The sequence below is a fragment of the Jannaschia pohangensis genome (assembly GCF_900113875.1).
Taxonomy (GTDB): domain Bacteria; phylum Pseudomonadota; class Alphaproteobacteria; order Rhodobacterales; family Rhodobacteraceae; genus Jannaschia; species Jannaschia pohangensis.
Window position 1 is genome coordinate 1,339,514 of record NZ_FORA01000001.1, and the last position, 26,411, is coordinate 1,365,924.

Genomic DNA, 26,411 nt, shown 5'->3' on the forward strand with positions numbered 1-26,411 from the left:
CAATTCAAGGATCAAGGTCCATGAACGCCATTTGGCCGTCTCATGGGATCAAGCCGACATCTGCCTGCTTTTACTGGTGCCGCTGAAGGGACTCGAACCCTTTCCCCTGTAGGCCCCCAGCCGATCCCGTAACGCCATATTTTATTGGAATTCTTGCGTCTCAATGTATCTAGGTATATCTCACCATCGCAGCCCCATTGGGGGATAGATTGGGGGATAAAATGAGGAGGCATTTGCTGACGGCGACGCGGATCAAGGCGTTGGAAATCGGGAAGGCTGAGGATGGCGCTGGCCTCCGCATCGTGAAGGGAAATCGAGCGTCCGGGCAATGGGTATGGCGATACACCGATCCCACGGGGCGACGGCGCGAGATGGGCCTAGGGTCCTGGCCGACCGTCTCGCTCGCAGCTGCACGAGACGCCCGTGATGGTTGGGCGGCGGTCCGGGCCGACGGGCGCGATCCAATTGCGGAGCGTCGGGTCGAGCAGCGCAAGGCTCGACAAACAGGTCGAACATTGGCTGAGGTCATGCAGGCTGCGTTCGACGCGCGGAAAGCCACCCTCCGAGACGAGGGCGAGGCAGGCCGATGGCTCTCTCCGCTCCAGGTGCATGTCATCCCAGCCCTCGGCACTCGAGACATTGAGGGGCTGACCCAGGCCGACTTCGAGAGCGTTCTGCGCCCGATCTGGCACGATAAGGCAGCTGTGGCCAAGAAGGCCTATGGACGCCTGAGGATCGTGCTGCGTCATGGCGCTGCGCAGGGATACGAGGTGGACGCGAACGGCCTCCTGAACGCGCGTCATGTCCTCGGTACGCAGGAGACCACCGAGCAGAACATCCCGGCGATGGACTGGCGGCATGTGCCGAAGTTCTACGCGACACTCGGTGACGGGGCGACCGGGCATCTTGCGCTGCGGTTCCTCATGCTCACGAACGCCCGATCGCGGACCGTCCGCTTCGCTCGACTGGATCAGATCGAGGACGGTGTCTGGACGATTCCCGGCGAGGGGGATGGTGCCCGGATGAAGGGCCTCAAGAAGCGGGTCGCGGACTTTCGTCTGCCTTTGTCGCTAGAAGCCCAGAAGGTCATCACCTTGGCTCGGCAGACCGCACGGGACGGATGGCTGTTTCCCGGAACGACCCGGAGCAAGTCGCCGGTGATCAGTGATGCGACCATGACGAAGGTGTTGAAGGATCAGGATCTCGAGGCCCGACCGCACGGCTTTCGCAGTTCTTTCCGGACCTGGGCAGAAGACACCAATGCGGCCGACGATACGCTGGCGGAGATGTGCATGGCACATGCGACCGGCTCGAAGGTCAGCCGGGCGTATCGGCGGTCCGATCGGCTCGAAGCGCGGCGCGAGGTTATGGAGGCATGGTCGAACTGGGTGACTTCGGATCGCCGGGGTCAAAAATAGACCGCCAGGCGTCGATACTTGTGGATTACGGCGAACGCAGGCGGCGGAACGTCGTACATTCACCGCATGCAATCACAATGCGCGCCGGACATGAGGGAAGGGCGACCCAATACAAACCCGCCCGAACGCGAAGGGGCGAAGACAGGAAGCAGACAAATGGAAAGCAGACAAATTGCCCCCCGCTTTGTTCGCATCGCAGATGCGACGCAGATGTACTCTCTATCCCGCGCAACTTTCGACCGCGCCCTCGCCGGAGGTGACCTGACGCGATACAAGCGCGGCTCGGCTGTTTTGCTGGAAGTCGCGGAGTTGGATGCTTGGATCAGAGGCGAGCGGGAGACCCATCTAGAATGATCGCGGCACGAGATCACAGCTTCATCGCTATGGCGACGTCACTATATAAGTCTCAATGATTGTCGATGCGTCAGTTTCTTAATGAAAGCACGGACACCGCAACAGACAGCCCAGCGGGTGCAGCGGTCCCGATGCCGAGGCCTCTTCGGGTGCCACTGGGTGAGACGATGTTGACCATGAAGGTGTGCCCCGAGGCCGGCGAGACCCATTGCTCGGGCAGGTCATTCTCGGACATCCCAATAAGATCCAAGACGTCGCTCGGAGCAACCTCCGGCGAGATGCCAGTTCTCCCCGAATGGACGGTTGCGACCTTGCGCAGGTCGATGTCGACGCCCACCAGCCCTGTCACACGAATAAAGTCGTCAACGCGAACCAGCCGTCGCCCTTCACGTCTCCAGGTTCGGTATGCCGCAAGCTCGGCCGTACCACCACCAAGCCTCTCGATCAGCCGGTCGATCAGACCTGGGGCGGCGCTATTAAGATCGATCAAACCACCCACGTCGAGCAGCTCAACTTGCCTGTTTCCAAGCTCCACGACGCGGATATCGGCGTCCTCCATCTTCATCGATAGCGCCAGTCTCACGATATCCGCACCGGAGGCGTTCGCGACGATCAGGTCTCCCTCGACAGCCGATCGAAAGATCGTTGCTTGACGCGTCTGCATTGCGATGGTCGTGACCGCTGCGATCATGAGCAAGCCCATCAGCACAACGATGAGAGCAAAGCCTGATCTGAAGCCATCGCGATCAGCAAGGCGTGCATTCGAGGCGGGGGCCAACATCAGTTTCGGCCTTCTGTACAGCGGCAGACCGTGAGCGCATACCTAAACAATGATCTCTCGGCCTTCCGTTCAGTCCTTGGCGCTTCTAGCGCTACACTTGCTTGTGTACGGCACGATCTCATTTGCGACCGGTCTTCGAGATGGTTTGCCATTCACTCTCGCCCTAGCAGGTTTACTCATCTGGATCAGCGTCGTCGACTTTCGGCACTATATCATACCCGACCTCGCAGTATTGGGGCTCCTTCTGATCGGCGTGATCATGATATGGCGACTTGACAGTCCATTGGCCGATCATTTCATCGGCGCGGTATTTTGGTCGACTGCATTCTTCTTCGTGGCGAAAGTTTTTTCAATCTACAGAGGCTTTGAGGGTCTCGGTTTAGGTGACGTGAAGCTTGTGGCCGCGCTAGGCCTATGGCTAGGAATGCCCGGGATGATCGTGACGGTTTTCGCTGCGGCGCTAGGAGGGATCCTGGTGTTGATCGTGGGTCGTGTCCTCAAGCGGGCGAAAGAGCCGCTCGATGAAACCGCCATTGCGTTCGGTCCCTTCCTCTGCCTCTCTGCTTGGGCCGTTTGGTTACAGGGAGCAGCAGGATGATTTCGCGCAAGGCAGTCACATGGAAAGGCAAATCCGGGGTCACGATCCTTGAGGTTCTTATCGTCCTGTCGATCATCGCACTTATCGCTGCTGTCGCGGGGCCAAGGCTCGTCGGCTATCTCGGTCGAGCAAAGAGCGACACGGCGGCTCTCCAGATTGGCCAGATCGAAAGCGCGGTGCAGCTTTTTTACATCGACGTCGGGCGCTACCCTTCGGACAACGAAGGGCTCCAGGTTCTCTTGCAGGCACCCGCTGGCACCTCCGACTGGGACGGGCCCTATCTTCGCAAGCCGGAAGCCCTGATTGATCCTTGGGGCCGCGGCTATGTCTATGACGGGAACGGTGAGGGGACGGATTTTACGATCAGGACGTTTGGGCGCGACGGACAACAGGGTGGTACGGGTGAGGACGCCGACCTTTCGTCGTGATCAGCCGCCGAGGTCCGGGCGGACGGTGAACTCAGGCCATCTCGGTCTGCTTCCTTCAGGAATCTCGATCCGGACCAGATCCGGGATGCCATCGTCGGCGGTCCATGTCGCCCGCCAGGCTGGCGGCTCTGCATCGGCGTCGAAATAAGCGAATGCAGCATCGCCTCCATCCTCGGCCAAGGGGCCATCAAAGGTCTCCAGAACATCCCCATCATCATCGATCGCCTCGGCGCGCAGGATCAGAACCCCGCCGTTCATGACGACGGTCACCCGAAGCGCCGCGGCATCGGGAGCAAACGGAGTCGAGGCGAACGTCAGGAACGACATCTCCCGGGATTTTCCCTCGAACGCCTTTGGCAGCGACGTGACCAACGTTTGTGGCGCCGCTTGGGTCAGCCACCGTCGCAGTTGCACGCGCCGCGCGATGGCTGGTCCGTCCTCTTCAAGAATCATGCTGCGGTCGTGAGAGCGAAGAGATAGTTGAAGTGTCCCGGCAAGTGCCGTCGCGATCAACGCCATCATCGCCAGCGCGATCATGGTCTCGAGAAGGGACATGCCGGGGCTGCCGCGCGTCCACATCTTCACGGGTTCAACCGGATTGTTGTCAGGCGGGCCAACGACGCGCCGGAAGCGTTGGAGACGGTGACCACGATGTCGACTGCGGCAATGTCAGGAAGCACTGCATTCGGGATGACATTGATCGCCACCGTCCAATCTCGGTAATTCTCTTGGGACGCACCGACGATAATCGGCTCCGAGATGCCAAGCCGCGCCATTCGGGACGCCGCATAGTCCAGCGCCAAGGTTCGATCCGCGTCATCAGCGGTTCGTTGCAGAAGCGTCGTCGTTCCGGGCAGAAGAACGGCGAGCACAGCAGCCATCACTGCGAAGGCGATCATCGTTTCCATGAGACTGTAGCCGGGCTGCCCGCCACGCAAGATCCGTAGCCGTCGCAGCGTCATTGCCGGTCCTCAAGGTGCAGAGTCCCCGTCAGAACGTCCCCAATCAGGACGAGATCGGTTCCACCGCCAAAGCAAAGGCGGACTTCATCCATCGTCCCGTCTGGATGAAATACCAGCGTTGGTCCGCCAGCATCCGCGCACTCTGTTCCGGCGATCTCGACTACCACTGTCACTCCCGAACGGACGGCACGCAGTCTTGCCGCGGCGGCCTCCCGTTGCACCTCTGCTGCCTGCCCCCGCGCGACCAGCAGAGGTGCTTCTCCCCCCAATCCATTCGCCGCCAGACCTGCCAGCCCGGCCAGGATCGCCAGAACGATCAACATCTCGAAAAGCGAAACACCCGCATCGCCCGAGATCACAAATCTAAAGCGCGATGTCATTGAGATCCATGATCGCACCGATCGTCGTCATCATAATGCCAGCCACCGTTCCGCCGATCAGGAGCGTAAGAAGAGGTGTCATCAATCGTACGGCACCGGCAAGGCTGCGTTTTGTTTCCTCTGCCAGCGTCTCGGCCGCCGTCGCCACCGCTTCGCGAAGGCGGTCTCCTTCCTCCCCAACCTCGATCATGAGGCGTGCCTTCTCGTCCAGCAGGTCGGCATTCGCAAAGGCTGCCCGCAGAGACGCGCCGTCTTCGATTCGTGCTCGAGTTTCTTCAAGCAGCTTTCGGAAAGGGGCGGTCCGAACGGAACCGGCAGCGGTGTCGAGGGCGACAGTCAGATGTGCCCCGCCAGTCAACATTATGCGAAACGCCTGAAGAAGGCGCAACGTCTCGAGGCGTCGTAGATAGTTGCCGATCAGCGGTGCTCGGACCAGAAGACCGAGAACTTTGTCCCGCAAGCGAAGCCAGAGAGCCAGGGATGCGCCAGTGGCGACAGCGATACCGGGCAGGATGAGGATCCAGCTCTCACGGAATGCATCACCCAAGCCAGCCATCACCACCAAAACGGCGGGGACTTCCATGTCCGAACTCTCGAAGACCGGGAGCAAGGTCGGCGCGAGATAGAAAACAAGAACCGCCATCACCACGAACGCCATAAGGACCAGGATTGCCGGATAGACGAGCGCGGCGCGGATCTCTCGGGTCATTTGTAGATCGTGCGAAAACTGACTGGCGGCAGCCGACGCCGTCTCGCCCAGACGGTTTGCCCGATCTCCGACCGAGAGAAGGATCAAGAGCCGGGATGGCAAGCCATGATCGACCTCGCTCAGAGCCTGTTCCAGGGACTGACCATCCTCCAGGGCGCCGGCAAGCTCCTCCAGGCCGCGCCGGAGTGGGCGGTACTTGATCTGGCCTGCACAGAAGCGAAGGGAACGCGGCAGCGGAAGCTTCGCATCAAGCATGGTCGCCAGAACCGACAGGAATCTTTCCTGCTCCGCTAACGGAGCTTTGGCTTTCCCGAAGGACAGTTCGCGCGCCCACCAGGCTTCCGTCCTGCCCGCCCGAATGGTCAGGGGGACGAGGCCCTTTTGGGCCAGGCGATCGAGCGCCTGCGCTTCGTCAGGTGCCGTGAGGTCACCTGTCTTGCGGCACCCCATGGCGTCGAGCGCCTCGTATCGAAACGATCCCAAGACCCGGCCTCAGGGTTGCCCGATACGGTGGCCGGTCGTCGGCACTGCGATGCCGGTCCGGATCAGGCCGTCCGCACCGCCAAGACGTCGCCGCAACTCCGTCGTCGTCGATCGGCTTTCGTGGCCATTCCGGATGACCCGTGGCGTGATCAGGATCAGGAGTTCGGTCTTCTGCACCCGGTCGCTCCGGTTCCGAAACAGCGCGCCGACAACCGGAGCATCGCCAAGGCCGGGGACTTTCGAGTTCGTCCGGTTTCCCGACTCTTGAATCAAGCCACCCAGCGCGATCGTCTGTCCGTCGCCCACCACAACGGTCGTCTCGACGCGCCGTGTCGAAATTGTAGGGCTGTCGATCCCAGAAGTCGTCGTGCTCGAGACACTGCTGACCTCCTGTTCGATGTCCAGAATGACCTGACCTGACGAAGACACGCGCGGCTCTACCTGAAGGATGATGCCGGTATCGCGAAACGAGATCGTGTTGACGACCGGGGCAGACACGTCAGCCGTATCGACGACCTGCTGGGTCGCGATGGGTACTTCGTCGCCGATTTGGAGACGGGCTTCCTGATTGTCGAGAACCATGAGGCTCGGGGACGAGACGACGTTCACATCCGTGACCGATGCCAGTGCGTTCAATGCGACTGACGCCGAGGATCCCTGAAAAACAAACGAAAGACCAGGGAAATTGGCACCGACCGACCCCGACCCGCTATCGGTGAATGTTCCGCGCAGATCTCCGCTTTCGAAGAAGTACCGCAGACCGAAATCGAGTTCGTCATTCAGGCTTACCTCGGCAATCGTTGCTTCCAACAGAACCTGAACGGGCGTGGAGTCGAGTTCGGAGATCAGACGGGAGAAACTCTCCTGTTCGCCATCGTTGCCCCAGACGATGATTGCATTGCGTGTGTCATCTGCGACGACGCGGGCCTGACCATCGACCCCGAGGCCCTCTTCTTCCGAGACTTCCGCCAACATTTCACCCAGGATCGGAGCGAGATCCTCAGCGCTGCGGTTCTGCATGTCGTACACGACCGGGCGGCGACGTGTTCCACCAGCGGTCCGATCCAGATCGCGGACCCATCGCTCTGCCTCGGCCAGATAGCGGCTGCGCGAGGTAATCACGATAACGGCCCCGAGCCGTTTCGAGGGAACAAATGTAACCAGATTTTGAAGGCTTCCGCCCTCCTGGTTCTCAAAAATGAGCCGCAATTCCTCGACCACGGCCTCCGGCTCGGCTGCGCGCAGTCGATACACGCCGACAGATTTCCCTTCCATGACGTCGACGTCGAAGAGATTGATCGCCTCGAGGGCCGCGTCGATTTCCGTGCGGGTTCCCGAGACGAGTAGAATGTTGCGGTTCGGGATTGCCTGAAGGCGTAGTCCTTCACCGGCGATCGGCTCCAGCAGCCGGACCATCTCGGCTGTTGCGATGAATTGAAGTGGTACAGCAATCACATTGGTCCCGATCGGGCTTGCTTCCCCCGGCCTTGCGATCCGCTGCGCCGCTCCGGCGCGCGGCAAAATCGTAAAGAGGTCGTCGGAAACCTGAAGCGTCGCGTCGTTGATCTCGAGAACCGCTTGGAAAGTTTCAAGAAGTTCGCGCTCGGACAGGGGTCGGCTGGTTTGAAGCGTAAATGCTCCGCCCACACCCGGCTGGACGGTGTAAGTCTTCTTGAGGGCCGTTCCGAGAACGGCCCGCGCCGCCTCTTCAATCGGGACATCGACCAGATTGAGGGTGAAGGCTCCGTCTTCCGAGACGGAGATCGGATCGCGGTTCGGTCCTTCCGGCAGGTTGCTGAAGCGATCCGTTCCAAGGCGCCGCTGGCTACCCGTCGGTCCATCAAACGCGGCGCGGAAGCGATCGGCGGCGGAGTTTCCCCCGCTTTCACCACCTGGAAGATTGGCGAGAAGTGGCGATGTCCGTGATGCCTGTGGGTCGCCCCCAATACACCCGCTCAAAAAAGCGACCGCACTAAAGACAAGGAGGGCACGGCCCGGTCGTTGCAAGGACAATAAGGGCATCAGGGAAACATCTCCAGTCGCTGAACGGCGTCGCCGCGAGTCAATTCGATCCAGTCGGGGCCGATGGCCGTTAGGGTCCAGCCGGCAAGCGTGTCATCGAGGCGAAGCCAAGTGGAGGGGGCCGCATCGGGGGCCACGAGCACGCTGCTATCGTCGCCAGCGCCCATGACGCCAAGAATGCGCAACATAGGCAATTCTGGACGAAGGTCTTCGACGATCTCGACCTCCGGTTCCGGTTCCGGAGGCTCGGGCTCAGGGGTAGTGAGCACTGGACGTCGTGAGGGCTCGAACAAAGGGCGATCCGTGATCGACGCGTAGTAGACATCAGGGCGCTGACGCCGGCGCATGGTCACCAAGGGGCCCGGCGTGCCCGCGCCCTCGCCAACCGGTTCGGACATCGGATCCGCTGCGATTGACCGCGTTGAAACCACGGTTTCCCTAAGAAGGGCAACGGTTCCTGCTGCTCCAGCCAAGAGCAAGGCCGTCCCTATGCTGGCGAGGACCCGCATCAGCCGTCCGCCTCGCCGAGGACGAGCGGAGCTACGACATCGAGTTGGACGAAGAGAAGCGGTTGCTCGAAGCGATCCTGACCATTCGGCAAGCGTCGAATGTTGGCGCTGCGCACGATCAACGACCGATCATGATGCTCGAGTGCCAAAAGGAAAGTGACCAGCCGATTAAGCGGCATCTCTCCCTCGAGACGCAGCCCGAGCGTATCGACGAGAGGCAAGTCCGGAGCCGGAATGGGCGACATGGAGCGCAGCGAAACCGCCGCGCGGGTCGCCAGATCACCGATCTCGGTTTGTACGATCGCGAGAGCTTCGCCGGGTTGGCGCGCCCGCCAGACTGTGTCGAGGATTCCAGTTCCGACAAGTTGGGCGGCTTCCGTTTCGAGGTCAGCGATCGAGCGTTGGAGCCGTGCCGTCTCGAAGGCAGCGTCATCTCGCGCCGATTGAATGTCTGTTTTCCAGTCCCGCAGCAAAGGAACCGCCAGCAGGACGAGAACACCGAAAGCAATCACGAGCCCGAGAAGGAGTGTTCGGGTCCGCGTCATGGCGACACCGCCCGGTCAAAGACGATCTGGAACCGCTCGCCCAGGCCTGTTCTTTGGACCGGGCCGCTTGTACGCGGATTCCCGAATGCGTCGTTCTGCGAAAGCCGCAGGACGATGTCGGCGGCTGAAGTGTCGGTTTCGCCGGTGAGCGTGGTGCGGACGGGGGTGATGTTCATATCCGTCAGGTACGTGCCGTCGGGAAGAGCAATCGTCAGGTCCCGCAACAAGCCAGACAGCTGCGGCCCGGCATTCACAGCCGCGAGATAGGCCACTCGTTCCACTTCCTCGGCGCGCAACCCCTCCACCCGTTGACGCGCCGCAACGGCATCGCCTCGCAACGTGGTCAGCTCTGCCTCGAGCGCTTCGAGGTCACGCGACGCAACCAAGCCTGGCCAAGCCCATATTCCGACCATTGCGGCGAGAGCAATTGTGGCAAGTCCGCTGTTCAGGACGCGCCAGACCCGGCCATTGTCGATCTCTTTGGTGTAGTCAGCAAGCGGCAGGGCCTTTGCATGATCGATCAACCGGACCTGTCGTACGACAAGGCCGAGACGATGCAGGCGTTCGCGTAATCCCGCGACATCCGATCTGCGCGCGACCCATTGCGTCAGGATCACCCGATCCCCTGTCCTCTCCGGCTCCGATAGTGTCCAGTTTACATCGTTCGAACCGAACGGCGTCTTGCGCGCCAGATCGAGTGTCGCAAGTTTGGGAAAATCGGTAGACTTGGTGTTCGGGACATTGATCCGGCGTTCGAGAAGATGGTCGGCCGGGATCATGGCATCCACGATGATCGGCCGTTTGAGCGGCTTCAAGCCATTTACCCTATCGGTTATCAAGGCACGTGGGACCTGCACGGACCGTCCCACCTTGTTCAGACTCTCCGCATCGACGTCGAATATCAGAGGACGTGCAGAGACAAGGCCCAGAAACATCGTTCCGAGCAAACTCAGAATGCGTTTTCCGATACCACCGGAGTCGGGAACACCCCGCTCCGAGCGATTTGAAGTCCTGTCCACAGATTACCGCTCGACATTTTTGCCGCTATTGGTTCGACAATAGACAAGACATTTCGCCACGAACAAGCCATCTTCTCGACATGTTTTCGCCCCGTCCCCTGAAAGCCACGCTTTCGCCACCCGACCCTGCACCTTTGATCGACCATCTGGTCGCCGAAGGGGTGATTTCTTCCATGGATGGCCGCCGCGCCCTCTCGGCAGTCTCGGGGGGCACCTCAAGCGTTGCCACAACGATCATGGAGCTTGGATTGGCCGACGAACGCCCCCTGTTCGTCGCTTTGGCCGAATTCGTGTCGGTTCCGTTTGATGATCTTCATGAATCCGATACCACCCTCCCTGACGTGCTCGCCCTCGACCTCACCTTCCTGAAGCGCGTTGCGGTCGTCCCCTTGTCCAAAGACGAGGATGGGATCACCATGGCAACATCAGACCCAGGCGCGGCGGACGTTCTCGAAGCGATCGCGTTCAAACTGGACGAGACGATCATGCCAGTGCTCGCCACCCCGTCGTCGATTGCAGCTGCCCTCGCCCGGGTAGGTGGCGGCACGAGCGTCGAGAGCGACAGTGAAGCCGATCTCGACCGATTGAAAGCCATGGCCAGTGACGGGCCTGTCGTACGCTTGGTCAACGACCTGATCGGCAAGGCAACAGCGGATGGCGCGTCGGACGTTCATATCGAAGCAGAGGAAAACGGGGCCGAAGTCCGGTTTCGGATCGATGGAACGTTGCGCCGCGAAACGCGCCTCACCTCGACCATGCGGGCAGCCGTCGTCTCGCGCCTGAAGATCATGGCGCAGCTCAACATCTCAGAGAAGCGCAGGCCACAGGACGGGCGGGCCAGTGTCGTCGTGCGCGGGCGGCCCATCGACCTGCGATTGTCGACCCTCCCGATCCAGCACGGCGAAAGCGTCGTGCTCCGGATCCTGGATCAGCGCCGGCTTCAACTCGACTGGTCGGCGCTCGGATACTCCCCGTCGCGTATCGAAGAAATCCGCAAGTTGATATCTGTACCAAACGGGATCGTCCTCGTCGCCGGACCGACCGGAAGCGGAAAGACGACGACACTCTACACGGCACTGGCAGAGCTAAACAAATCCGACCGCAAGATCATCACAGTTGAAGACCCTGTCGAGTACCTCTTGAAGGGTATCGTGCAGGTACAGGTCGAGCCGGAAATCGACATGTCCTTCGCGCGAGCCTTGCGTGCGATCCTGCGACAGGATCCGAACATCGTGATGATCGGGGAAATCCGAGACGAAGAAACGGCCGAGATTGCGGTTCGGGCAGCCCAGATGGGACGGCTGGTGTTGTCGACGGTGCACACGAACAATGCAGTCGCGGCGGTGGATCGGCTGTTGGACTTGGGCGTGGCACCCTACCTGCTCGCGTCGACACTGAGGGGGGTGTTGTCACAGCGGCTGGTATCGAAGCTTTGTTCATCGTGCGGCGGAAAAGGCTGCGTTGCCTGTGGTGAGTTAGGGCGACTAGGACGGACGGTAGTGTCGGAGATGTTTCGCATGAGCGATACGCTGGCGGACGCAATCACCGCAGGAAATTCAGGCGCAAGGCTGATGAGGCTTGCAGTCGAGAACGGGCACCGGACGCTTCGTGAAGAAGGTCGCGCGTTGATTGACGCTGGAGTTGTGGACCCGGCAGAAACACATCAACAGCTCGGGCTTGAGAGTGCGTATCACTCTTCAGCTGACCATATATCGGACGACTGCGGATAACTCGTTCTCGGCCTGGAACCACTGGCCGGGGAAGCGCAGGTCGGGGGTGGAGCCGGTCGAGACATGGATATCGCCGAACGGCAGGTACTCCGCCTCCCACACGATCTCCCCGCCTGCATCGGTGGCGAAGACCGGCCGGCCGTTGTGATCGGTGCGGACCAAGAATTTCGCCTTAATTATCTTAATATAAAAATAGTAGATCCAACTGGAACGCCACCTCGCAACCACTCAATAAGACGTTGCTTTATCTCTTTTTTAGGAAAGCAAATTATAGGATTTACTTGATACGAGCCTTGATCAGAAATGATGAAAATAGCTTCGTCGGCCGATTCAATAAGAGACGATATTTGCCCCAGAATAGCTTCGGCCATGGGCAAGTCCGCAGAGAACAACCAATCACTTTCGCCATCCGCCCGCCCGGATAGCCAAGTCATATTTGACACCTCAAAAAATCTTATATGCTCCTTAAAGTGCTCCAATTCTACCGGCAATTTACCTAGAGGCTCCAAATAATCGATATATTTATTATTCTGTACTTCCAGATTTTTACACACCAAGCCAACTATTACTTCATAGGTCATCGCCTGAAGATCCCACCTCGAGAATTTGGATTCGAAAGAACCGGAGAGAGATACTCTCATGGCATCGGTGCTCTTGGCGGTTTTCTGACATTGACTTGAGCCGGATTGAATGGATTAACAGCCAAATCGTTTACGTGTCCTCTGCCTAAATTTCCATGTGTGTGATCAAAATCTACGCGCCTCGTTGGCATACCGCCTTCGAAGTCAGTACGCGTTCGGATGTCTCCACGAACTGTTACATGGCCATTTCGGCGAGTTATGCCATTTGTAGTTTCTATTTCAAATATACTCCGGTTGGTTGTGCCCCTCGACCACCGCGAAGAACCAATAGTCCCCGCCTCGTCTCGCAAGAACCTACGAACCGCGGGCGACTTTGCCAAGAGGCCGAGGCCGCCCTGAAACAGCTTCCCGACGCCTGCGCCCGCCACGCCGTAGGCTGCGGCAGACTGGGCGTCCGCGCCAGAAATACAGCCGTCCTCTCAGTATTCAGCGTTCCAGTCATCCACTTCGACAACCCAAATTCCGGATCGGAAACGAAGAGTGCCTTTGGCGAATATTTCACCATCTGAAACCATAGCCGTTTTTCCCTCACTCAACTTGACATCGCTTTTTTCATACGACTCTAGAAATCCTCGGGTAACAAGGCGGACGGCTCCGTCCTCGTCGCAATTGTTAAAATCTACTGGCAAATGATTATTCATTTAATTTACCTCGCGGGATTGGGGTTTGTCACGACTTTAAAAAGTGGGCTGGCAGCACCTCCAGATAAATTTCAAACGGTTACATGATGACCAAGACCAGGCGTGACAGCTACATCCCCACCAGCGCGACGAATATCCCCAACCGTTGTGACACCTACTTTCGCATTACGGAGAAACTGACCAAGTTCCTCGATACAGTTACCGCCATTACACTGCGCAGAAAAGCCGCTAATTCCCGGAGTTCGACTCGGACCAATAGCAAGGTCAATTTTTGTCGGAGTATGGTTCCCCTCCGCGCCGCGACGGACAACGAGGGAGGTATCGGGGGAGCCGCTTTTCTGGGGCGCCACGCAAGCTCCCCGCCTCGTCTCGCAAGAACCTACGAACCGCGGGCGACTTTGCCAAGAGGCCGAGGCCGCCCTGAAACAACTTCGCGACGCCTGCGCCCGCCACGCCGTAGGCCGCGTCAAACAGGACGTCCGCGCCAGAAATACACCCGTCTTCCTGGTAGGCACCGTAGAGTTCGACAGCGACTGTTGCGACCGTGACTACAGCGATGGCGAAGCAAACCCCGCCACAGACAAACTCTCCCCTCGGATCCGTCCACCGCATCGGCGATTGCAGCGCATACCCATACACGCTCGCCCCATCGACCAGCCCCAGGGGGTCGGCCTGCATGTAGCGTCCCGTCGTCGGGTCGTAGTCGCGCATCCAGTTCTGGTGCAGGCCGCTCTCGGCCTGGAACCACTGGCCGGGGAAGCGGAGGTCCAATGCATCTCCGGTCGACACGTGGACCCCGCCGAACGGCAGGTAGCTGGCCTCCCAGATCATCAAACCGGACGTGTTCGTCGCGAAGACCGGCCGGCCGATGTGGTCGGTGCGCACCAGGTAGATTTCCCCGCGCTCGACCACGGCCACGCCGTTCCATCCATACGTATTCTCGCAGAAGCGTCGACGCCCCCGTCAGCGCGTCGATCTTGTATTCCGCGATCAGACTGAGAGCTTGGCTGCATAAGTAAATCGAATCTTATACATCAAGCATAGCGCGAATAGGAAAATATCTGACCAGCCAATATTTCTAAGATTAACGAGGCGTCGAACTCATGTGACATCGAAGACAAGCCATTTTATATACAACGCAAATAAAATAGAAAATGCTGTATGGGTCACCACAAGAATTCCAAACTTTCTTTGGTCTCTTTCTAAAGTTTTTTCAACCACGAAAAGAATAGCAGAACAGGCAACAAGAGAGATGGTGATACCAGTGATATGAGACAAAGTCGCATATAATGGCCTATTCTCAAAGTCAAAAATTATGCTACGCAGCTCGAAGGTTGGTTCAGAAATAGCCAAAGCAGAATTGTAAAGAAGATACCCGTACACTCCTACGAGAAATATTTTATTTATCAACGGCTTGGCCTCACGTCAAAGTGATCGTCTATTCGGCCAAGTCGTTCTGCTGCATTGTAGGGTGCAACATCGTGCCTATAGTGTCCTAGTACGCCAAGTGGGCCCACCGGGGCAACATAATCTGCTGATCCAGCCGCAGGAGCCTCAGTTATCAGCCTCCCACTAGAGTCGAAGATACATTGGCCACCATGTCCGCCGGAGATGGCGCGATTTGTCCTTATCGCGGATACTCCACCGGGATGATAGATTTGGTTGGCGGGCCCTGGTTGCGTCCAAGTGCTTAAATCAATCGAGCCAACACATAGAGGGCACAAAGGCATTTCACTCTCCCATCCACGATTCTCTAGTTCGAGACGATACCATTCATCGAATACTTGCTCTTCAGTATAATTTGGCACTGATCCGCCACCTGGACCAGTCGGAACACGACCATCCATGGGAACGCCGCGCATGAATAGAGACGCCCGAGCGTATCCTAACGTGTATCTGCCAGTCGGATCCACCCACTTGAACGGCGACTGAAGCGCATACCCATACACGCTCGCCCCATCGACCAGACCCAGCGGATCGGCCTGCATGTAGCGTCCCGTCGTCGGGTCGTAGTCGCGCATCCAGTTCTGGTGCAGGCCGCTCTCGGACTGGAACCATTTGTCGAGACGATCAGATGACGGTCCAGTGGACCGTAATCCGCCGAACAAAAAGCGCAGGTCGAGGGGGGGGGCCGGTGGAGACGTCGACGTCGCCGAACGGCAGGTCACTCGCCTCTCATCACGGACGGCCTCGCTTTTTGTAAGCGAGCGCCGCGCGGATTTCTGTTCGATAAAAGCCGATAGCGGACGTGCCTAGCCGGTTAGTGTCGTTTCGATTCGCTTGCCCGGTTCGCACGACAGTTCTATTGGCATTCCGTCGCGCGGGCTCTCCAGAACGGGCAGCTTTTCAAGTGCATAGCCACTCCCCCTCTTGAGGTTTATCGCCTCCTTGAGGCTGGCCGGGATGATCAGGCACGTCGTGTCGCTTTGTCGTATGACCCGATCGCTCGTCGGGCCCGGACAAAGATATCGCGGAGCCGCGCCATGACAATGCAGAAGGCCACACTCCTTGCAGCACCCCGCGCCGAACATCGCCTTGCCCTTCCAGAAGTGGGGGTTGCCGCGCAAGATCAGGCGCTCTCGGCCAATGACGGTATGCCAGCCTTCGACGACATGTCCCTTCTTGTTCGTTACGGTCCCGAGAAGGAGGTCGCGCTCCACATGCTCTCGACCGAGGAGATCAAGCAGGGACGTATGGATCACATTGACGTCCCAGAGTTCGGTCACGTCAAAGTGCCTCGTTCGCGGTCTCAATGCATCAATCCGAATGTCTATCGGCTCGTCACGCTTCAAGACGTTGAAGCATGTTTGACAAAATCGGCGGTCTCCGCGGCCTCGATCCGGAGGCGAAATGACCTCCAAGGAGGCATCGAGCGAGACACTCGTCAGATGATAGTAAAGCTTCTCCATTCCGTGCCCCTTCACCGGTACCGTCCCGCTCTCAGGTTGAAATACATCGCCCGGGCCGAATCCGTTCCATACTGTCTGTCGAATCGTCGCGCATAGCGGAGTGTCTCCGCAAGTACATCACGCTGGCGAATGTCGTTTCTCGGATCATTGAATGCGGCTCGCCAATCAGTCTTGCCGCCTCGTCGCCCCCCGACTCGTATCCCGAAGCGATTTGACAGCCCCCTGTGCAAGCCACGATGAAACTCAATAGGCAGAGCGGTATGGCCCAGAACGGTTTTACTACCTTTAAAGTAATATAGCTGTTGTGATGAGTCGCCACCCAAGAACTTTGGGATGGGATGGTGCCCGCCTGATTTTTTCACTGTAGCACTCAGGCCCGGAATCAACTTGGACCCGCTTGACGCCAGCCCAAACAGCTTCCCCAGTCCAGCATTGAGGGCAACATCTATTGCCGCTGAAGCAAGCTCACCAGCAGTGATACACCCATCCGCCCCGGCCATCCCGACTGCGTAGCCAGCATTCGCCGCAGTATACGCATTCATGGATGCCAGCGTTGCGTTGAAGCGCGCCTTGTTGACCGCCTTGCAGGCGTTGCTGTGGATATTCCAGCACAGCCCGGTCGAATCGGCGTTCACCTGCGGGCTTTGCCCGGCATACCCATACACGCTCGCCCCATCGACCAGCCCCAGGGGGTCGGCCTGGATGTGGCGCCCCGTCGTCGGGTCGTAGTCGCGTATCCAGTTCTGGGTGAGGGGCGGCACGGAACGAGCAGAGCGTCGGCCACCGATCACGCACGTCCTCTACCCACTGGCCGGGACAGCGAAGTTTGATTCCACTGTCGAGGGAGGCATCGACGTGGACGAAAGTAAGATACGAGACGTCCATGATCATCTTAACGTTTCCACTTGTTGAGAAGGCGGACTGATAGGCGTTGTAGATGCAGAATACGAGTTTTGCCTCGACTATCTCAATATAAAAACTGTAGATTCTACCGGAACACCATCACCCAACCAGCTAACAAGACGTTGTTTTATCTCATTTTGGGAAAGAAACCCACCGGATTGACCTGACAAGAGCCCAAGCCAGCAATGATGAGAACGGCTTTATCAGAAGACCCGGTGAGAGACGACTACTATAAAATTCCTCGGATTTCACGGTACCAATCCTCAAAATCGTCATTGGTATATAGAAAGATTTCTCCGTTTTCTTCGGTACGCGCGACAAGAGAGTCCGCACCCTCCAAATTAGAAACCATTGACCAGAGCTCTGGCGATGCACGTGGGGCATCATCCATCTTAATCCATCCCATGGCCCAATTTGAAACGGCTTCGCGGGTCAATGCCCCGCTAATCAATAGCCGAAGAATTTCTTCAACGGATTCCTTCGATAGGTGATCTGGTCCACTAGAATTTTCCAATATAGCTCCCCAATTCATCAAATTGATAGTGCGTTTTGTCCGTCGGATGCAGTTGTGGCCTTACAATTCGAACACGACCAAAACCATCGATTGTCTCCCGCCAATACCTACTCTGATTGGTGATCGCGTCGCGTTCCAATACGCCTCTGGAACCGACCATTGTCCCAGGTGTACGTGCTAGCTTTATATCATCGTAGTATCGGTACCTGCCATTCGCAAGTTGTCTGAACCCGGCTTTACCGTACCTTGCGATATCGGAAAAGTGTGTCGCAAGAGCAGCAGCCTGAGCGCTTGACTTGGGATTTAGCAGTCCAACCCGCAACGCCCCGGCCTCATCGCGTAGAAAGGCTTTGATAGCAGGGGATTTGAATGCCAGCCCGAGCAGCTTCCCGATGCCGTGACCCGCAGCACCGAAGGCCGCGGCGCTTACGACGCCCATCGCCTCATCTGCCGTGATGCATCCGTCCGACGCTGCCATCCCGACTGCGTAGCCAGCATTCGCCGCAGTATACGCATTCATGGATGCCAGCGTCGCGTTGAAAGCTGCTTTGTTGATGGCTTTGCAGGCGTTGCTGTGGATATTCCAGCACAGCCCGGTCGGATCGGCGTTCACCTGCGGGCTTTGCCCCGCATACCCATACACGCTCGCCCCATCGACTAGCCCCAGGGGGTCGGCCTGCATGTACCGCCCCGTCGTCGGGTCGTAGTCGCGCATCCAGTTCTGGTGCAGGCCGCTCTCGGCCTGGAACCACTGTCCGGGGAAGCGCAGGTCGAGGGTGTCGCCGGTCGAGACGTGGACACCGCCGAACGGCAGGTACTCCGCCTGCCACACCACGAGGCCCGACATGTCGGTGGCGAAGACCGGCCGCCCGATGTGATCGGTGCGGACTTGATAGACCGCTTCGTCCTCGACGACGGCGACGACGGTCCCGTCCATCCAGACGTATTCCCGCAGCAGCGGGGAGGAAGGTCCGCCGCGGCATGCCGCTCTCGTCGATGCGGATCAGGCGGTTGCTGTCGAACGGATAGATATAGGCGGCGGTAACCGTCGTGCCGCCCGCGGGCGTCGACATCAGTGATACCCGGTTGCCGAGCCCGTCATAGTCGTAGAGGAACTGACCGTAGGTCCCAGTCGCCCCGGTCAGCATCTGGCGCGCGTCGTAGCCGAAGATCTCGCCCGCGCCCGGACCCGCTAGCACAACTGTCTGAGCAAGATCGTCCCGCGCGGTATACGACAGGTCCACGTCCCTGAGCGCCGTACCACCGATCATGTCGGTCTGGCCCGTCAGGCCATGTCCCCGAACTGATTGATCGGCGAGGGGTCGATATCGACTTTCAGGACCTCAAGGGAACCAGCGCGATGCAGGTATGTCATGTCGCGGTCGAACTCGAACCCCCAAAGACTTTGTTCAAGTACAAGAATATCGCACCCAACCTTCACACCCTCGGCATGCACATGGACCGTAGCGAGGATGACGGTCTCGGAGTACGGATAGGAGAACATTTTCTTTCGCTTGAAAGAGAGACCAAAAGGGGTGCTCTTATAAAGGATCGTCTCCGAAGACCGTTTGTAGCACATCCTGTTGACGTAGTTGATTTCCTTCATCTGAGATCGAACGATCTCGGCCGTCTCCTCCGGCCAATGCTCCACGGCGATATCCAGAATGGCGCTTTCGAAAGGCGAGATGAGCGGCTCACCCCTTGCAACCCTCAAGAGTGTGCGCGGAACATCCCAGACCAAGTACCACACCGGCTGGAATATGACGAATGGATTTATCCACCACCATGGTGTCTCAGGCGGGTCGCTGTAGACGACATCCTTCTTTATGAGTGCATCTCGCTTAGGCATGCGCCGCCACCGTCCAGGCCAGACTACTCACTGATCGCTCCGGAGGACAGACCGGTCGCCGCGCCGCCCCAAAGCCAGACCGGCGTGCGGAGAGCAGTCTGAAAACCGCCATCGGAATAATTCCCACGCCGAGCTTGATGAAAAAGCGATCCAAGTCGACGTTTATTCTGCTGGCTGAGAAACCTGAACGCCCCCGGATCGGTCCGCGCATGGAACCGCCAGGTCACGTGGGACGAGTTCAGCGGGGAGCGCGAGAACCACCGGCTCACTGGGCTGGTCCAGTTCTTCGTCGCGGATCGCGCGAACCAATGGCTATCCTCGAAGAATGCGTTCAATCGAGTGCTGTTTCTCCAGTTCACGACTTTTCCAATGCCATAGCGCTTGAGCAGCGGATTGGCAAAGCGCCCCACGTTGCTCAAGCCGCCCGGAATGGCTCCAAGCAGATACGCATTCGCGCCCCTACGCCAGTCATAGGCTGTCACATCGCCGCAATTCTCGACCGTCTGAACCGCTGCGTCGATCGCCCAACTGATCAAGATGCCGGCAGCGATGACGGCTGGAACGATTTCTCCCGTCGGATCGGTATGCACCATCGGCGAGGACAGGGCGTAGGCGTAGACCGACGCGCCGTTGATCAGCCCCAGCGGATCGGCCTGCATGTAGCGTCCCGTCGTCGGGTCGTAGTCGCGCATCCAGTTCTGGTGCAGGCCGCTCTCGGACTGGAACCATTGGCCCGGAAAGCGCAGGTCGATCGGGGCGCCGGACAACACCTGCCGGACGCCACCGAACGGCAGGTAGGACACTTCCCAGACCTTCACGCCCAGGTCGTTCGTCGCGAATACCGGACGCCCAATGTGGTCGGTGCGCACGTGGTAGAGTTCCCCGCCCTCGATCACGGCAATCACCCGGCCTTCGAGCCAGATGTATTCGCGCAAGAGGCTCCACGGGGCGGCAGGGTCGTTTTTGAACCGTTGCTATACAGCTTGGACTACCATGCACGCGACTAGCAAAATTTTTCGTCACTTCGCTCACATAGCAATGCTGCTTTCGGTCCTTACTATATGTATAACGTACCCCTCATTTTCATTTTCAAGCAAGCCGCTTGTACACCAAACGCCACTGGTGGCCTCAACAGCGACTGGGCGATCATCATCATTGTTGTCGATTGAAACTCCCAACTCCTCAAACACAACGCTATTGAAGCGTGAAACAAATTCATCAAAACTCCTTCCGGAAAATTGATGTATATATATAGCGCCCTTAAGGTTCGTAAATACAGTGTACAAAAATGATCTATCGCCGGGTGTTGTTACGTCCATGGGTTTCTGATCTCCGTCGTTGATCCAAAAGTCTACGTATCTCACGGTTAATCCGAGCGAGTTGATCAAGATCCTGTGGCGTTTTCATCCTCTTGCTGCTCAACGCGTCTCTTCGGGCACGTGCATCCACTAATTGAGCATCAATAATCTCGACATTAGTTCTTTTTCCATCGTTCCGTCCACCACCCCGTGTGCCTTTCAATCCTTTTCCACCTCGCGCCATCCGAAGCACTGGATCAAATATTCTTAACTGTGAAAGCAGCTCAACTCCAATCGAAGCGGCTTCTTCCGCTGTTATACATCCATCAGCCGCGGCGACTCCTGCGGCATATCCTAGTACTCCAGCTGCATAAGCCTGCGCTCCCTGACCCATTCTGGCGAGCGTTGCGTTGAAGCGCGCCTTGTTGACCCCCTTGCAGGCGTTGCTGTGGATATTCCAGCACAGCCCGGTTGGATCGGCGTTCACCTGCGGGCTTTGCCCGGCATACCCATACACGCTCGCCCCATCCACGAGCCCCAGGGGGTCGGCCTGCATGTAGCGCCCCGTCGTCGGGTCGTAATCCCGCATCCAGTTCTGATGCAGGCCGCTCTCGGACTGGAACCATTGGCCCGGAAAGCGCAGGTCGAGGGTGTCGCCGGTAGAGACATGCACCCCGCCGAATGGCAGGTACTCCGCCTGCCACACCACGAGGCCCGACATGTCGGTTGCGAAGACCGGCCGCCCGATGTGATCGGTGCGGACGTTATAGACCGCCCCGTCCTCGATGACGGCGACGACGGTCCCGTCCATCCAGACGTATTCCCGCAGCAGCGTCGTCGTCCCCGTCAGGTGGTCGATCTCGTATTCCGCGATCCGGTTGCCCTCGATGTCGTGGATCGAGTGGATGGTCTTCTGCTCCTGCGTCATGCGGCGGACGTGCTGCTGACCCAAGCCGTTGTAGAAGTACTCCGCCTGCACCACCCCGTTGACAGACAGCGAGGACATGCGCCCGGCCGCGTCATAGGCATAGCCGTACGCCGTGCCGCTGCGGTCGTCGTAGGTCACGTTCCCCGCCGCATCGTGGAGGAAGGTCCGACGCGGCATGCCGTCTTCGTCGATGCGGATCAGCCGATTGCTGTCGGTCGGGAATATATAGGCGTCGGTGACCATCGTGCCGCCTGCGGGCGTCGACATCAGCGATGTCCGGTTGCCGACCCCGTCATATCCAAAGAGCAAAGAACCATAGGGTCCTGTCGCCCCAGACAGCATGGCCCGGGCGTCGTACTGGAAGCTCTCGGTGCCGCCCGCGCCGGCCAGCACGGTTTTCTGGGCAAGATTGCTGCGGGCGGTGTAGGACAGATCGATGTCGCGCATGGCCGCGCCGCCAGCCGTGTCTGTCTGACCGGTCAGTCGATAGCCGGCATCATATTCGGCCACATAGGTCGATCCGTCGGCACGGGTGAGCGTCACAAGCGGGCCAAAGGGAAGATGCTCCGCCCCGTCCACCACAGATATTGTTGGCGGAAAGGTCCGATTTGGATTGCGCGGCCTGCGCACGTCGACATCCGTGATCTGGTTGGCGTCGTCATACGAATAGGTAACACGCGTTCCAGACGGATAGGTCACCGACGAGACCAATCCTTCATCATCAGCGCTGTACTGCGTCTGATACTGGGTTCCCTCGATATGGCGTCGCTGGCGAAACACCGTCCCGTTCGACGCGAAGATATTGTAGATGCTGCCGAACTGATCGTAGAGATGCGTCAGCATTCCTTTCGCGGCAGTGCTGCTGTTGAAGCCATCATATTGCATCGTGAAATCGAGAGCGGGCGAGGCCGGGAAGCGGCGTGCCAGCAGACGACCGCCATCATCGTATTCGTAGGTTGTCACGATACCGCGTGCATCCGTCATGCTCGTGACAAGACCCCGGCTGTCGTACGTATAGGACATGGTTCCGCGGTCGGCCGACGTCTCCGTCACAACCTCGCCGAAACCATTGTATGTGGACACCGTTTCCATCGACCGCGGGTCGGTGAATCGTGTCATCTGATCGTTGTCGTTGTGCTCGATGAAGGTGACGTAGCCCAGCTCATCGGTTGTCGCGGCAAGGCGGTTCAGGGCATCGAACACGTTGTCGCGCTGGCTGCCAATCGGATCCGTCGTCTGGATCGGATTGTCCTCGACGTCATAGCTGATCGTGATGGCCGCGTTCTCGAAGTTGGCCATCTGCATGACGCGCCCGAGTTCGTCGAACTGCGCTGTCTCAAAGAAAGTCAAGGCGTCGGCACCGTCGCGATACTCCGTCCGCGTGATATTCCCCAAGGCGTCATGTTCAAACACCATCGCCTCCCCGAGAGGATTGACGGTGCGGGTCAACCGACGCGCTGCATCATATTCAAAGGACCAGGTGTTTCCATTCGTATCCGTCGTTGATGTGAGCTGTCCAATCTCATCGTAGACAAACGAAGTTGTCCGAGCATCGCCGCCCGGATCGCGCGTTGACGAAACCAGCTGTCCCTCGAAATCATAGGCAAAATCATATATGATTCCATCTGGCCCAATCACCCGGCCAGGTTGGCCAAGCGACGTGTAATTCAAATATTCCGTCACGAGGCCGTTGGCGTCTGTCGATCTAGCAAGCGTGCCGTCGTCATTGTATTCATAGACTTCGATGTCAAAAACACCGCTGGCGGATAGCCCGGGCCCATCTATTGATGAAACAACCTTCAATCCACTTGCAAGAGTTTCATAGGCTATGGTCGTTGTTCTTGACTCACCTACACTTGGACTACTTGTGAGAACATCCGTCTGCGTATGCGATATAATCAAGCCATTTGCATCGTATTCAAATTCTTCGCGCAGATGGGATGTTTCCCGAAGAATTGGAAGTCGGAAAGCTGGATGCCATTCAAAAGTCGTTACGCGAGGGGAAACCCCATTCGAGTCTTCGGTGACCGTCTTCACCAGTCCACGACGACCAGGCCCATATTGGCGTTGCAACGGGTGAGTGCCGTCTGGATCTTCGAAATAAGAATAACTTGTAACACTACCGTTCCGCGCGGTGCGCGCGACAACGAGACTGTTGTTGTCGCCGTATTCCTGTGCGGTCGTCGTAGCCAGGCAGTTCGCTGTAGCAATGCCGTCGATGTCAGTCAGTTCTCGGTCAGCGCCCAAACCCTGGAAGCGGTACTGGGTTGTTCTTCCAAGGGCATTGGTCGACTGCACGATAGAAACATCTGACGGTTCCCCGTCCACTGGCGCTACTTCCAAAAATGTATACTGATCCGCGCCACCGTTGTGAGACGTAGACGTGACGGGAGGCCAATTTCGGAGGGGATCCGATGCGTAAGAAAATGTTGCGAACGGAACGCCCTGATAGTTTCCGCCAGATCGCGCGTCCCAAACGGCCGTCAAGCCAGGCGTTTGGAATGGTTCACCAAACTCATATCCATACTGATGCTGAACTTCCGAACCACCAATCACGAGATCATCAAGCGTAACCGCTGTCAGAACGGGGAGAGAACTCGAGGCAGTTACCGGGTTCTCAGCGAAGTCGTATCGAAGGGCGAGTTCAGGGCCGAACGTCGAGCCGTCATAGTCTGTGTCAATTTCGATACGACGAATAACGGATCGTGTGGTGTTCTGAAGGCCATTTTCGGCGCCGTCAGCCCAAAAAATGCGATACATCTGCCCACGATTGTCATAAACATCATTCAAGAGACCAGTTGTGTTGAAGACCTTTGTTACTTCATAGCCATCGGACCACGTCGTCTTGAAGTGCCGAAAAGGAACGCCAACGGCGGTGCTGTTACGCTCGAAGTACCTTATCGTCGTTCCATTTTCAGTGATTGATGTGGAACTTGCAATCTGGAGACTGGCCCCCGGATTGCTAAGCATTACGAAATGATGCTCATCACTTAACGGAGTCCTGTTTGAATTCCATCTGAGCCGCAGCCCGCTGGCGTCGGAATACGCATAGCTTCTTTGGTTGCCAGTTCCATCCTCAGTCAAAAACTGCTCAAAGTTCGCGCGCCAGACGCCGGCGAATCCCAATGTGACTTGATCACTGGCTCGGAAAAGGTTGTCAGAACGGTAGGTCCTGGAAATGTGAAATCTGGGATCCTTTAAAGAGATCCAGTCAAAGGCACTTTCAGATTTAATTAGTTCCGGCAGCAACGTCGGATTTCCGACCAAACAAGAATCAAGTAGTGATTCCGGGTACGCGCACGATCCTGCTGTTGGGCCCGCATCTCCATCCCGAAGGCAAAAAGTTCCTATACCTACCAAAGTGACGCCCGAAGCGCCGGTACTAGCATCATCATAATGACATTGGCCAGAAGTGGTGGAAACTGGGGTGTACTCAGAAAAGATTACTGGTGAGCCGCCATTGTCCTGCGCTTCGCTGTCTTCAAGCTGAAGACACATAGCTGTCGGCGTCGAAAAGTCGCCCGGATCGAGGCCGTTTTCGCCTAAGTAGTTGAGACTTGGAGCCCAAAAGGTAATATCACGCTCTGCCGCAGCTTGGCCATCTGCAACAAAAACGAAAAAAATGCAGAAGCACAACTAAGTATATTCTTCTTCACGACCACTTCCCCAATTTCTTCTTCACGCCAAACTTCATATCAAATCCAGAAAGAAATTTGACTAACCGCTGATATCTACAAGCTACTACTCGGAATTCAGCATGACAATTCAAAAGATGTATTCGCATTTCGAATGTCGCATGCCAAAGTCGCAAAACTATACGCAACCACTTCTCTTCTGATGGCTTCTCGCACAATACATGAAAAAAGGAAGCATGACATATGCGTATCGACTGCCAACGAATTCTACTATGACAGCCCTTCCCGCAGCAATCAGATCATACAGTCCCAGAATTGCCTTTGCATTGTCAAGACACAATTTTGGCCTATCACAGCCCAATATCGGCTATGATTGAGACCCCGAGCGTGGCAACACGTTGGGAGTCGTATGGCGGAGGTCGTTGAGATCATCGCGTCCTGCTGGACAGTGCCTCCAGGACAGGGCCGTGAAAAGCGCATCATACCGACCAGCGGTGCTCGCGAACAGCGTCCAATCGGCGATCAGTCGAGTCGGAGCTGCCAGCTCCTCAACCAGGCTCGCCCAAGATGAAATCTTGGCAGCTGGTCTAGCTTTCGCGCATATCGATTCCTTCAAAGGCTGGATGCAGGGTTTGTATTGCGAGGATTGCGATGAAAATCGGCGCTACATTCGAAGCAAATATGTCGAACGACGATGAATATCATTGCGAGATCGTTCTGAACCTCACTGGTCTGACCCCCGACGTTCATCCAGCTGAAACCAGAGCCGGCGTGTGACAATTACCCGCTTGCGCGGAGGGAGCAATGGGCGAGCAGCGGAACGCTTCCGTTTCGTGGAGCTGATCGCCCATTGCGGTGAGTTGGGCGGCGAATGCCGCAGGCGTTTGGTAGTCGAGGGCTGAATGTGGGCGCGCGAGGTTGTAGTCGGCCACCCAGCGGGCGACGGCCTCGCGGGCGTGATCCAGTCCGAAGAACAGCGTCTCGTTCAGGAGTTCGTCCCGCATCTTCGAATTGAAGGCCTCGCAGATTCCGTTCGGCATCGGCTTGCCTGGGGCGATGAAATGCCAAGGCACGCCCGTCTCCTCGCTCCAGGCCAGCATCGCGTTCGAGGTGAACTCGGTGCCGTGGTCGCTGACGATGAGGTCGGGCTTGCCG

General features: G+C 57.8%; 25 protein-coding genes. 4 read left to right on the plus strand and 21 right to left on the minus strand.

The window, feature by feature from the left end:
• Nucleotides 1-233 precede the first annotated feature (233 nt).
• Complete coding sequence (locus tag BM002_RS06735) at nucleotides 234-1,418, plus strand: tyrosine-type recombinase/integrase (RefSeq protein ID WP_245749150.1); 1,185 nt, start codon at nucleotides 234-236, stop codon at nucleotides 1,416-1,418.
• 424 nt (nucleotides 1,419-1,842) lie between these two features.
• On the opposite strand, the gene BM002_RS06740 is transcribed toward BM002_RS06735, so the two are convergent.
• Complete coding sequence (locus BM002_RS06740; RefSeq protein WP_139212294.1) at nucleotides 1,843-2,553, minus strand: hypothetical protein; 711 nt, start codon at nucleotides 2,551-2,553, stop codon at nucleotides 1,843-1,845.
• Nucleotides 2,554-2,656: 103 nt separating this feature from the next.
• On the opposite strand from BM002_RS06740, the gene BM002_RS06745 reads away from it, so the two are divergent.
• Nucleotides 2,657-3,151 carry a prepilin peptidase gene (locus BM002_RS06745; RefSeq protein ID WP_175484820.1) on the plus strand — a complete coding sequence of 165 codons (495 nt, stop codon included), beginning with the start codon at nucleotides 2,657-2,659 and terminating at the stop codon, nucleotides 3,149-3,151.
• Nucleotides 3,148-3,579 carry a type II secretion system major pseudopilin GspG gene (gspG, locus tag BM002_RS06750; RefSeq protein ID WP_092778465.1) on the plus strand — a complete coding sequence of 144 codons (432 nt, stop codon included), beginning with the start codon at nucleotides 3,148-3,150 and terminating at the stop codon, nucleotides 3,577-3,579. The genes BM002_RS06745 and gspG overlap by 4 nt, the downstream gene beginning before the upstream one ends.
• On the opposite strand, the gene BM002_RS06755 is transcribed toward gspG, so the two are convergent.
• The 8 genes from BM002_RS06755 to BM002_RS06790 all read right to left on the minus strand — a co-directional run bounded on the left by BM002_RS06755 (nucleotide 3,580) and on the right by BM002_RS06790 (nucleotide 10,124).
• Nucleotides 3,580-4,134, minus strand: a complete 555-nt coding sequence (locus BM002_RS06755) for a PulJ/GspJ family protein (RefSeq protein WP_139212295.1) — start codon at nucleotides 4,132-4,134, stop codon at nucleotides 3,580-3,582. It lies immediately after the preceding gene.
• A gap of 26 nt (nucleotides 4,135-4,160) precedes the next feature.
• On the minus strand, nucleotides 4,161-4,487 hold the full coding sequence (locus BM002_RS06760) for a hypothetical protein (RefSeq protein WP_092778469.1): 327 nt from the start codon (nucleotides 4,485-4,487) through the stop codon (nucleotides 4,161-4,163).
• Nucleotides 4,488-4,537: 50 nt separating this feature from the next.
• Nucleotides 4,538-4,921, minus strand: a complete 384-nt coding sequence (locus BM002_RS06765; protein WP_092778471.1) for a prepilin-type N-terminal cleavage/methylation domain-containing protein — start codon at nucleotides 4,919-4,921, stop codon at nucleotides 4,538-4,540.
• Nucleotides 4,905-6,113 (minus strand): type II secretion system F family protein, encoded by a 1,209-nt coding sequence (locus BM002_RS06770; RefSeq protein ID WP_139212296.1) that lies wholly within the window; start codon nucleotides 6,111-6,113, stop codon nucleotides 4,905-4,907. The genes BM002_RS06765 and BM002_RS06770 overlap by 17 nt, the downstream gene beginning before the upstream one ends.
• A gap of 9 nt (nucleotides 6,114-6,122) precedes the next feature.
• Nucleotides 6,123-8,135, minus strand: a complete 2,013-nt coding sequence (gene gspD, locus BM002_RS06775) for a type II secretion system secretin GspD (protein ID WP_092778475.1) — start codon at nucleotides 8,133-8,135, stop codon at nucleotides 6,123-6,125.
• Nucleotides 8,135-8,323 carry a hypothetical protein gene (locus tag BM002_RS19015; protein WP_139212297.1) on the minus strand — a complete coding sequence of 63 codons (189 nt, stop codon included), beginning with the start codon at nucleotides 8,321-8,323 and terminating at the stop codon, nucleotides 8,135-8,137. The genes gspD and BM002_RS19015 overlap by 1 nt, the downstream gene beginning before the upstream one ends.
• A 320-nt stretch (nucleotides 8,324-8,643) precedes the next feature.
• Nucleotides 8,644-9,189, minus strand: a complete 546-nt coding sequence (locus BM002_RS06785; protein WP_092778479.1) for a GspMb/PilO family protein — start codon at nucleotides 9,187-9,189, stop codon at nucleotides 8,644-8,646.
• Nucleotides 9,186-10,124 (minus strand): PilN domain-containing protein, encoded by a 939-nt coding sequence (locus BM002_RS06790; protein WP_092778481.1) that lies wholly within the window; start codon nucleotides 10,122-10,124, stop codon nucleotides 9,186-9,188. The genes BM002_RS06785 and BM002_RS06790 overlap by 4 nt, the downstream gene beginning before the upstream one ends.
• A 218-nt stretch (nucleotides 10,125-10,342) precedes the next feature.
• Here BM002_RS06790 and BM002_RS06795 point away from each other — a divergent pair, with 218 nt between their 5' ends.
• The gene (locus tag BM002_RS06795; protein WP_175484821.1) at nucleotides 10,343-11,938 is read left to right on the plus strand and encodes a GspE/PulE family protein; all 1,596 of its coding nucleotides are present in this window, start codon (nucleotides 10,343-10,345) and stop codon (nucleotides 11,936-11,938) included.
• Here the strand turns inward: BM002_RS06795 and BM002_RS06800 are convergent.
• From BM002_RS06800 to BM002_RS06845, 12 genes are all read right to left on the minus strand, one after another.
• The gene (locus BM002_RS06800) at nucleotides 11,906-12,100 is read right to left on the minus strand and encodes an RHS domain-containing protein (protein WP_175484822.1); all 195 of its coding nucleotides are present in this window, start codon (nucleotides 12,098-12,100) and stop codon (nucleotides 11,906-11,908) included. The two genes, BM002_RS06795 and BM002_RS06800, sit on opposite strands and share 33 nt — an antisense overlap.
• A gap of 14 nt (nucleotides 12,101-12,114) precedes the next feature.
• Nucleotides 12,115-12,519, minus strand: coding sequence for a hypothetical protein (locus BM002_RS19020; RefSeq protein ID WP_139212298.1), 405 nt, complete (start codon nucleotides 12,517-12,519; stop codon nucleotides 12,115-12,117).
• Between the two features lie 965 nt (nucleotides 12,520-13,484).
• A complete protein-coding gene (locus BM002_RS06805; protein ID WP_092778487.1) occupies nucleotides 13,485-14,138 on the minus strand; it encodes an RHS repeat domain-containing protein in 654 nt (217 codons plus the stop codon).
• 488 nt (nucleotides 14,139-14,626) lie between these two features.
• Entirely contained in the window at nucleotides 14,627-15,388 is a 762-nt protein-coding gene (locus tag BM002_RS19735; protein WP_425431828.1) for an RHS repeat-associated core domain-containing protein, read from the minus strand.
• An 84-nt stretch (nucleotides 15,389-15,472) separates the two neighbouring features.
• Nucleotides 15,473-16,129 (minus strand): hypothetical protein, encoded by a 657-nt coding sequence (locus tag BM002_RS06815; RefSeq protein WP_139212299.1) that lies wholly within the window; start codon nucleotides 16,127-16,129, stop codon nucleotides 15,473-15,475.
• An 11-nt stretch (nucleotides 16,130-16,140) separates the two neighbouring features.
• Nucleotides 16,141-16,920, minus strand: coding sequence for an RHS repeat-associated core domain-containing protein (locus BM002_RS06820; protein ID WP_092778494.1), 780 nt, complete (start codon nucleotides 16,918-16,920; stop codon nucleotides 16,141-16,143).
• A gap of 341 nt (nucleotides 16,921-17,261) precedes the next feature.
• Nucleotides 17,262-17,468 (minus strand): hypothetical protein, encoded by a 207-nt coding sequence (locus tag BM002_RS19025; RefSeq protein WP_139212300.1) that lies wholly within the window; start codon nucleotides 17,466-17,468, stop codon nucleotides 17,262-17,264.
• 64 nt (nucleotides 17,469-17,532) lie between these two features.
• Nucleotides 17,533-18,483 carry an RHS repeat domain-containing protein gene (locus BM002_RS06825; RefSeq protein WP_092778496.1) on the minus strand — a complete coding sequence of 317 codons (951 nt, stop codon included), beginning with the start codon at nucleotides 18,481-18,483 and terminating at the stop codon, nucleotides 17,533-17,535.
• A 348-nt stretch (nucleotides 18,484-18,831) separates the two neighbouring features.
• Nucleotides 18,832-19,395, minus strand: coding sequence for a hypothetical protein (locus tag BM002_RS06830; RefSeq protein WP_092778498.1), 564 nt, complete (start codon nucleotides 19,393-19,395; stop codon nucleotides 18,832-18,834).
• A gap of 23 nt (nucleotides 19,396-19,418) precedes the next feature.
• On the minus strand, nucleotides 19,419-20,330 hold the full coding sequence (locus BM002_RS06835; RefSeq protein WP_092778500.1) for an RHS repeat-associated core domain-containing protein: 912 nt from the start codon (nucleotides 20,328-20,330) through the stop codon (nucleotides 19,419-19,421).
• Nucleotides 20,331-20,688: 358 nt separating this feature from the next.
• Nucleotides 20,689-25,257 (minus strand): RHS repeat-associated core domain-containing protein, encoded by a 4,569-nt coding sequence (locus BM002_RS06840; RefSeq protein WP_139212301.1) that lies wholly within the window; start codon nucleotides 25,255-25,257, stop codon nucleotides 20,689-20,691.
• 745 nt (nucleotides 25,258-26,002) lie between these two features.
• On the minus strand, nucleotides 26,003-26,411 hold a 409-nt coding region (locus BM002_RS06845; protein ID WP_245749151.1), incomplete at its 5' end, for an integrase core domain-containing protein.

Bases quoted from the DNA above. Each gene is read 5' to 3' on its own strand.
- BM002_RS06740 (WP_139212294.1), bottom strand. From the start codon at position 2,553: ATGTTGGCCCCCGCCTCGAATGCACGCCTTGCTGATCGCGATGGCTTC.
- gspG (WP_092778465.1), top strand. From the start codon at position 3,148: ATGATTTCGCGCAAGGCAGTCACATGGAAAGGCAAATCCGGGGTCACG.
- BM002_RS06755 (WP_139212295.1), bottom strand. From the start codon at position 4,134: ATGTCCCTTCTCGAGACCATGATCGCGCTGGCGATGATGGCGTTGATC.
- BM002_RS06760 (WP_092778469.1), bottom strand. From the start codon at position 4,487: ATGGAAACGATGATCGCCTTCGCAGTGATGGCTGCTGTGCTCGCCGTT.
- BM002_RS06765 (WP_092778471.1), bottom strand. From the start codon at position 4,921: ATGACATCGCGCTTTAGATTTGTGATCTCGGGCGATGCGGGTGTTTCG.
- gspD (WP_092778475.1), bottom strand. From the start codon at position 8,135: ATGCCCTTATTGTCCTTGCAACGACCGGGCCGTGCCCTCCTTGTCTTT.
- BM002_RS19015 (WP_139212297.1), bottom strand. From the start codon at position 8,323: ATGTTGCGCATTCTTGGCGTCATGGGCGCTGGCGACGATAGCAGCGTG.
- BM002_RS06785 (WP_092778479.1), bottom strand. From the start codon at position 9,189: ATGACGCGGACCCGAACACTCCTTCTCGGGCTCGTGATTGCTTTCGGT.
- BM002_RS06790 (WP_092778481.1), bottom strand. From the start codon at position 10,124: ATGTTTCTGGGCCTTGTCTCTGCACGTCCTCTGATATTCGACGTCGAT.
- BM002_RS19020 (WP_139212298.1), bottom strand. From the start codon at position 12,519: ATGACCTATGAAGTAATAGTTGGCTTGGTGTGTAAAAATCTGGAAGTA.
- BM002_RS06815 (WP_139212299.1), bottom strand. From the start codon at position 16,129: ATGGAGAAGCTTTACTATCATCTGACGAGTGTCTCGCTCGATGCCTCC.
- BM002_RS06825 (WP_092778496.1), bottom strand. From the start codon at position 18,483: ATGGACGGGACCGTCGTCGCCGTCGTCGAGGACGAAGCGGTCTATCAA.
- BM002_RS06830 (WP_092778498.1), bottom strand. From the start codon at position 19,395: ATGCCTAAGCGAGATGCACTCATAAAGAAGGATGTCGTCTACAGCGAC.